5 protein-coding genes and 1 pseudogene are annotated in these 6,631 nt (G+C 46.1%); 1 reads left to right on the top strand and 5 read right to left on the bottom strand.

Features of this window, described 5'->3' with window-relative positions:
- Positions 1-93: 93 nt before the first annotated feature.
- Positions 94-555: a VOC family protein gene (locus QUB61_RS37035; RefSeq protein WP_333136111.1), complete on the top strand. Its 462-nt coding sequence runs from the start codon at positions 94-96 to the stop codon at positions 553-555.
- Positions 556-649: 94 nt separating this feature from the next.
- Here QUB61_RS37035 and QUB61_RS37030 read toward each other — a convergent pair whose 3' ends face one another.
- The 5 genes and pseudogenes from QUB61_RS37030 to QUB61_RS37010 all read right to left on the bottom strand — a co-directional run bounded on the left by QUB61_RS37030 (position 650) and on the right by QUB61_RS37010 (position 6,535).
- Positions 650-3,235 carry a PAS domain S-box protein gene (locus QUB61_RS37030; RefSeq protein ID WP_333136114.1) on the bottom strand — a complete coding sequence of 862 codons (2,586 nt, stop codon included), beginning with the start codon at positions 3,233-3,235 and terminating at the stop codon, positions 650-652.
- A gap of 130 nt (positions 3,236-3,365) precedes the next feature.
- Complete coding sequence (locus QUB61_RS37025) at positions 3,366-3,692, bottom strand: hypothetical protein (protein WP_333136116.1); 327 nt, start codon at positions 3,690-3,692, stop codon at positions 3,366-3,368.
- Positions 3,693-4,283: 591 nt separating this feature from the next.
- A pseudogene (locus QUB61_RS37020) lies at positions 4,284-5,017 on the bottom strand (IS1 family transposase).
- A gap of 363 nt (positions 5,018-5,380) precedes the next feature.
- Entirely contained in the window at positions 5,381-5,572 is a 192-nt protein-coding gene (locus QUB61_RS37015; protein ID WP_333136118.1) for a hypothetical protein, read from the bottom strand.
- 357 nt (positions 5,573-5,929) lie between these two features.
- Positions 5,930-6,535 (bottom strand): hypothetical protein, encoded by a 606-nt coding sequence (locus QUB61_RS37010; RefSeq protein ID WP_333136120.1) that lies wholly within the window; start codon positions 6,533-6,535, stop codon positions 5,930-5,932.
- Positions 6,536-6,631 lie beyond the last annotated feature (96 nt).

The raw sequence follows: 6,631 nt of genomic DNA, 5'->3' as shown, positions 1-6,631 counted from the left end.
GTTTAGTGAGTCATTAAAACTTTAGAATTAAAGCCGTCCTGGAAAGACGGGGTTTTAGACCCAATTCTCTGATAACATTCGCAATTGACAATCATGCAAACTACCGAAAACACCGTCAAAATTGTCCTCGCGCCGGGGAACTTGCGGCGCGTTCACCATATCGCTTTAAACGTGCGCGACATGAAAGCTTCCCGCCACTTCTACGGTACAGTTCTCGGTTTGCACGAACTAACAGGTGCAGAAATTCCCGCAAGTTTAACAGAAATGGTAGCCGCTGGTAAAGTCGCTAATTTCGTCACCCCAGACGACACTGTGATTGACCTATTTTGGCAGCCCGACTTGGAACCGCCAAACCCAGACCCCCAGAAGGCTTTTACTCGCGCCAACCACTTAGCCTTCGATATCGAGCCGGATTTGTTCGATCGCGCTCTGGAAGTGCTAAAGTCAAATCAAATTGCGATCGACAGCGGCCCCGTTACTCGCGCTACAGGACGCGGCATTTACTTTTACGATCCTGATGGATTTATCATCGAAATCCGTTGTGATGCAGTTTAAACAGTCGCTATCGGCATCTCAGTGTCCACTGCGCACCCTACATTTACTATTTCGATCGCGGTGCTGGTGCGGGCACCCTACGTTTAAAGTTGTTTTATTTTCCGTCTTTGCTAATAGGTTGCTTCGGCCAAGTAAATAGAAAAGTTGCTCCTTCACCTTCGGCAGATTCTAGGGAAATAGTACCCCCTTGACCTTCGACAATTTTCTTCACCAGCGACAAACCAATGCCAGTATTTTCAACTTTATCGCGAGCTTCCAAGGTCTGAAAAATTACAAAAACTTTATCGTGATATTGAGGAGCAATCCCCGGCCCGTCATCCGCCACAGAAAACTCGTAAAAATCATCTAACTCTTTAACCGATATTGTTACGTGACCCGATTCACCTCGATTGTGCTTGATGGCGTTGCTAATTAAATTAGAAAAAACCTGCTGTAACGCCAATTTTTCCGTCACAAAAGTTGGCATTCCCGGTTCAACTTTCACCTCAAATCCAGACGGCGGCGCCAAGGAATCAATAATTTCTGCTAATAACTTCTCAACTTTTACCATTTCTGATGGCACTTGAATGCGTCCGACGCGGGAATATTGCAGCAGTCCCTCAATCAAACCTTCCATGCGGTGAACTCTGCCGCGCAGCAGGTTCATTTGGTGCAGAGTATCCTCTGTCATCGAGTCGCTGAGGTCTTCTTCTATCCAACTGCTGAGATTTGCGATCGCCCTCAGCGGCGCTTTCAAATCGTGAGAAACTACATAAGCAAACTGGTCTAATTCTTGATTCCGCTTTCTCAAAACATTCGTCGTTTTAGCCAGCATCTGCGCCGTCCAACTCAATTCTTCAGCGCGCAACCGCAGCGATTCCTCAGCTTGTTTGCGTTCCCTAATATCTTCTACCACACCCATCAGAAATTGAGTGCCATTTTGTTCTCGCAGCAGCGAAACCGTCAAGTTTGCCCACACCAACTCTCCGTCGTTGCGGATGTAGCGCTTTTCCAGAGAGAAATTTTCAATTTCTCCTGCTAACAATTGGCGCACAAGTTCCTCTTCGCTTGCCAAATCTCCCTGCCAAGTAATCTCCTGAAATCTTTTCTCCACCAATTCTTGTCGGCTGTAGCCCAAAATTTCGCAAAGTTTTTGATTGACTAACAGAAATTTACCTTCCACAGTCGCTTGGGCCATGCCGACTGCCGCCTGCTCAAAAGTAGCGCGAAACCGCTGCGCGCTTTGGGCTAAAGCAATTTCTGAGCGTTTGCGATCGCTAATATCGTTGCTGATTTCCAAAATAGCCACCGGTTTATCTCGATCGTCGTGCTGCAAAGTCCATCGGCTTGCCACCGTTATTTTTGTGCCGTCTGCCTTGGTGCGCACGAGTTCCCCTTGCCAAGAACCCCGATCGAAAAACACTTTTTGAATTACCTCCACAGGTTGAGTCCATTCTGTTTGTAAAAGCTCGTGAATATTTTTTCCTATTGCTTGCGACTTCCGCCACCCGTAGAGCCACTTCGCCCCCAAATTCCAATAAGAAATCGCCCCGTTCAAGTCTAGTACCGCGATCGTATCGTTCGCCAAATCCAGCATTTGCGCTTGCTTGCGCAGAGTTTCCTCGGCTTCTTTCCGTCCTCGGGCATCGCGGCAAATCGCAATAAACAACTGTTGATTTGCCAGACGCATTTCGCTGACAGCTAACTCCATCGGAAATTTAGTTCCGTCGCTGCGAACTCCAACTGTTTCTTGCTGGTAAGTCTTCAGCTTAGTATCGGGATTTAACACAAAATATTCGATCGAATAATCCCCTGCGGTGCTGTAAGGCTGCGGTATAGCTATCAGCCGCCGCAGGTTCGAGCCAATTATTCGATCGGCTTTCTCGCCAAAAATCTTTTCTGCTGCCCTATTAAAAGACTCAATATTTCCCGATGCGTCCAAAGTAATAATACCGTCAGCCGCATTGTCTACCACAGCTTGAATGCGGCTTTTACTTTCTTCCCAGCCAGCTTCCCGCTTCCTCAATTCCTTCTCTAAACTATTAAATAAATACCAGGAAGCCCCTCCACCCAAACAGCCGAAAAGCAACCCAGCAACTTGCACAAAATTAATGAAATCTATCAACTCCTGTATTTGTCGATCTACTGCTTTCTGGTAGGCTTCGCCTACATCAACAAACGCATTAAATTTTTCGCGCAGGTTATCCATCTGCAACCTACCTTGACCGAACACCTGAATTATTTCCGGCGACTGCACGCTTGTTGCCGAACTGTCGAGCTTATTCAAAGTGTTTTGCAAGAAATTTATTTGCTCTTCGGTACTTTTTTTAATTTCTTCAAATCGCTGAGCTTGCAGTGGATTTTCTCGAACCGCCACCTTGAGTTTAGCTAGCAGCGGAGGCAAACTCTTCTTGGCTTCTAAGTAGGATGATAGAAATTCGCGGCGCTTCGTCAACCCGTAACCCCGAATGCCTGTTTCGGCATCCACCACCATTGTTAACAAGCGGTTAGTTTCCTGAAGTATTGCCTTATTAGTATCCGATCGCTTTCTTATCTGTAGGGTAGTATCCCGGAGGGCTGCAATTGCTATCAGCGAAGCAAACAGACAAATCACGGGGATAGCAACTATGACTGTTCCCCGCTGGCGAATTGGTCGGTCTGTCCATACAAATTGGAGGCAGCGATCGAGCAAATACTTCACGGATATTGAAGGAGAAAGTTTGCTGCCAGTATACCGCTTTTTGGCAATTTATGCTAGGGATAAGTTCGTTTTTTTTATTGGGCTATCCCTGGAGAGTAACGGTGGAAACTATATTAGACCCCTGGGATAGCTACCTGCTGACAGTAACAGCAGATTTTTTAGCAAGCTTTTTAAGGGGAGGCAAGGAGTAGGAAAGGCTTTTTTTCGGCAGCGAGACAGCAGGAGAATCAGAAACGAGCCTTTGTGCTTTACCTTCGTTTTCGCCTTCGGCTTTTGCTTTCAAAGTAGAGTCTGTTTCGCAAGGGTCCTGAACACTTGTAACTACAGTAGTCCACCTGCCTGTAGCGGGATCGCGATAACAAGTGAAAGGATTTATTTTTAGCGGTTGACTGCAAGGTTTAATCATGTCTATGAACTCCTGTGATTCTGAAAACTTGCGCACTGCTTTCAGCAGCATTGCTATCTCGCCACTAAAAGCAGCAGTATGAAGGCAAAAAGCAGAATTGTGTTTCTGCCTCCAGAGACCTTTGATAATTCCTGATTTCCTGTTAACTTTTGCCTTCTACTGGTTCGCGACCATAGCATTACTTTTACCAAATTACCTTTCTCCAAGCAACCCCCCACCCCCTTAATCAGCTTGAGGTGCGACTTGTGAATGCAGCGAGGCGCCAGATCCTGCGGGACACTTTTGGGATAATACATGTATTCTAGGCTGGGAAAAAATGCTACTGTGCGATCGGCAACAGAGGTCGATCGCGATCGGTGTCACAATAAAAAAGGGAATTGGTAATTGGTAATCGGGAATTATGCCATCTCTTCCTTTCCTTAAATCCGTTAAATCCCGTACACAATCCGTTGCCGAACCCCCCCGTTAAATCCGTTAAATCTCGTACATTGCTCCTTGTCGAACTTCCTTCTAACTAATATTAACTTTTGCTTTTAAATGCACAGTAAAAGTAGAGCCAACACCCAACTGACTCCGCACACGTTAACTCTTTTGGCGTTGCTGAATTGAGGTATGATTGGTACGATCGCAGGGATGTATTAGTTACTCCATTTGCCTCGCTAGAATCCGATTGAAATGATTCCCTGGATAGGGAACCGGAACGTCCCAAAACTTAAGATAATGAATTAATAAGCTAAGGGAATTTTTGAGCATCTCTCTCGACTTAGAATAGCAAAGTGTCTGGCGATGAAGTCGTGCCAAATAATGTCGCAGTCGCGTATTTTCGCCCTCTACTCTGGTCGTGTAAGTTTTACAGATAATAGGGTCTCCATCGGTCATAAACATGGGATAAACTGGCCATCCATCTGTAATATAAAAATAACATTTCCAATTGCCGACTAATTCCCACAATGGTCGAAAAGTTGCTGCACGCACGATCGCCCAGCACCCATCCTAAAATCCCTGGCTGAAAGTGATTAACCGCTGTCGGGACCCAGATCTTATTTTTTAAAGGCGAACAAATGTTTCTAGTTCATCAAGTTCTGCAACTTCGGGAATTGTCTCTGCTTCATAAGTATCAGGAAGCAATTCCCCGACTTGCTTGACCCAATTTATGATAGTGGTATGATGTACTCCTTTAATTCTTTCTATTGCTCGAAAACCCCGGCCATTAACATACATTTTGAGACATTCACGTTTCACCTCCCAAGAGTAACCTTTATGAGGTTGATAGCAGTCTATAAATTGTCGGTACAATTGACACAAATATAATTCTGTTTGCCTTTTTTATGACCATTTTTATTAACGTAACTTGACTGACATTCAGGACATTGCATAAGCTCTATGTTTTTTGAAGTGTTATTTTTGGGCAATCGTATTCTCAATCTATCATACCCTAATTCAGCAACGCCCCAAATTATAATTGACTTATTTTTTCGACATCATTCGCGGCTGTCTCGAAATCACAGCCGAAAGTGCCAGCTAGGATTTTGATGGCTACCGTGGATGTGATATCATTTCCGGTTACACCGGAATGATGTTGACAGTTGACTGTTGACAGTTGACTGTTGACGCCGTGAACAGTGAACAGTCAACTGTCAACTGTCAACTCGAACTTACTATTCCGATGCTAACGGATTTGATATGATAGCGGTAGAGAAAATTAAGTCTTTTTCCTTCTCAGGTAGTGAGGCTTAGCCTCACGCCCGAACAGGTTCCTCGCCGCCGCCAACGATCCGAATGCAGTGCAAGTTCATCTCACAACTATCCCAGCAGTCCGAAAGAGTTTCTGCTAACTTAGAGAGCGCGCGATTGTTGCCCTGATTTTTCAGAATCAAATTCGCTACATTGAAGTCGATTGCTGCAATTTGGGCTTTAATCTCATCAGTCATCGGCGGCATCTGGGAATGCCGATAAGTAAAAGTATTTATTGATTCGATTGTGTTTTGTGGTGGTAGGAAGCGAGATCCTCGCTCAAAGGATCTCGCACGGAGACAGTAGAAGTGATGGAACAAACGGGACTGCTACTGAGCATCACCTCCAGCAGGCGGCTCCTCGCCGCTCAACTGAGCATTGACCGAGCCCAGACGCCAGATATCGATCGGGTCATCGGATCGGGAATGAAACAATATCTTGTGTGTGTCGCTGTGAAAATAGATTTTTGGACGAGTGGTAGTGGTGGCGGGCAAAATAGCTCCGTCAAAGGCCAGTCCTCAACAATCAGCAATTCCCAGATGTGTCTGAGCTTTTTAAAATCCCGCTTCATGGTTCCCATGCTGAGAATCCATCCTCCGGTGACAGCGAAAGGAGACATCCAGGCAAGCCGCGAGAGCTAACTTGAGAACGCGGCAGAGACTGGGTTTTTCCACAGGTGAAATGTCTTTTGCTTTGTGAATAACTTCAGATTGCGATCGGGCAAGTTCCAGCAGTTTCTGATTTGGCGCCCGGAGTCGCACACTTGCTATGCGAGTGCAGATTCCAGATCGGGGAATTCGATCGCCGGATGGGGGCAATCGACATCGGGGGATTTTTCGATCGGCAAAGCGGGCGCGATCGACATCAAGGGATTTTTCGATCCGCTCCTGGACGAGATCGGCACCGGGGGATTTTTCGCCAATGGCGATCGTCTTCTGGCGCTCTTCTTCAAGGAGTACCCTCAGTCTCTCGGCGCCAGCTAGATCGCGAAGTTTCGCGGCTCGTTTTTTTATTCCCGGACACCGATACTCGATCGAAAGGTCGAACCAAGTCGATTTCAACCGCCTGTCGCCGTTGGGTTCAAGTTTCAGTTCGGCAGCGAGCGCTTTGAGTTCCGAGAGAGATTTGTTTGCCAAAAAATCTAGCTTGTCTGCTTTCATGAGATTTGAAGAAAAGGGCGATAAGCTGTTGTGCATTTAAATTGTATATTTCGAGTCCCGATCAAAAATCGTCAAATCCTCTCCCCCTCTCCCCTT

Origin of the sequence: Microcoleus sp. C2D2 (assembly GCF_036702495.1) — a bacterium.
GTDB lineage: Bacteria > Cyanobacteriota > Cyanobacteriia > Cyanobacteriales > Microcoleaceae > Microcoleus.
The sequence above is the reverse complement of the archived record's forward strand: the minus strand, read 5'-3'. Positions and strand labels throughout refer to the sequence as shown.